2 tRNA genes and 2 rRNA genes are annotated in these 1,272 nt (G+C 43.2%); all 4 read left to right on the forward strand.

What is annotated here, in order from left to right:
- Positions 1-111: ribosomal RNA gene (locus B6K83_RS18065) — 16S ribosomal RNA — on the forward strand; the annotation flags it as partial.
- 155 nt (positions 112-266) lie between these two features.
- Positions 267-342 (forward strand) — tRNA-Ala (locus B6K83_RS18070).
- A gap of 115 nt (positions 343-457) precedes the next feature.
- Positions 458-534, forward strand: a tRNA-Ile gene (locus B6K83_RS18075).
- Between the two features lie 503 nt (positions 535-1,037).
- Positions 1,038-1,272, forward strand: a 23S ribosomal RNA gene (locus B6K83_RS18080); the annotation flags it as partial.

Below are 1,272 nucleotides of genomic sequence, written 5' to 3' on the forward strand. Positions count from 1 at the left end.
GAAGTGGTTAGTCTAACCTTCGGGAGGGCGATCACCACTTTGTGTTTCATGACTGGGGTGAAGTCGTAACAAGGTAACCCTAGGGGAACCTGGGGTTGGATCACCTCCTTATCTTGAAGTAAAACAACTTGATGGTATTAGGCCGTAGTTAGGTCGCTCCATGGCATCCATGCCATCGCGACACAAGTACATCCTTGTACAAGAGTGTCTACACAAATTACATGATAACGAATACGAAGAAGTAACCCTTTACGATAAGTAAATGAGGGGCTATAGCTCAGCTGGGAGAGCGCCTGCCTTGCACGCAGGAGGTCAGCAGTTCGATCCTGCTTAGCTCCACCACTTATTTATGGATGAAGTCAGTAAGTACAGCGTATGTCGGCAGATGTGCAACCATGTACTATGCTATATTTTTTGAGGCTAAGGCAGTCATCAAGTAAAGGCTAGCAAGTATAATAGGTCTGTAGCTCAGCTGGTTAGAGCGCACCCCTGATAAGGGTGAGGTCGGCAGTTCAAGTCTGCCCAGACCTACCAATTCTTTGTTACTCTGCGTTAGTTCGCAGCTCGTGTAGAGGTCTACACGTCGCTACCAACTGCCTTGATTAACAAAGAATACATTGCTTCTTCAAAAGAATGAGAGACCAAATTTAAATTATCTTATTAAGATGTTTTAGGTTTGGTTTTTTAAACCAAGATTTATACCGAATGCGTGTATAAATTGAGTTCTTTAACAATCTGGAAAGCTGATATAAATACCGGTATTTATAAAGCAAACACGGTGTCGCGCTGTTGTTTGTAAGATTATAAATGCCAAGCTGTAAATCTTCTTTATCGGGAAGGTTTATGGTGATTAAGCATTCTCCTCGAGTGTTTAATCAACCCGATAGTAGTTTACTACTATCAACTCTTATTCAAGACACACTTTGTGTGCGTGAAAATGTCAGACTTTACAATTACTGTGGTTTAGTCACCACGGTGTACTAAATGTTTTAAACTGAAAGCTTATAGCTGACAGCTGAGACCACTTAGGGTTGTATGGTTAAGTGACTAAGCGTATGTGGTGGATGCCTTGGCAGTTAGAGGCGATGAAGGACGTGTTAATCTGCGAAAAGCGTAGCTAAGGTGATAAAAACCGTTATAGGCTGCGATGTCCGAATGGGGAAACCCACCCGTCATCAGGCGGGTATCGTTACCTGAATACATAGGGTAGCGAGGCGAACCGGGAGAACTGAAACATCTAAGTACCCCGAGGAAAAGAAATCAACCGAGATT

Origin of the sequence: Colwellia chukchiensis, from assembly GCF_002104455.1 — a bacterium.
GTDB classification, from domain to species: domain Bacteria; phylum Pseudomonadota; class Gammaproteobacteria; order Enterobacterales; family Alteromonadaceae; genus Cognaticolwellia; species Cognaticolwellia chukchiensis.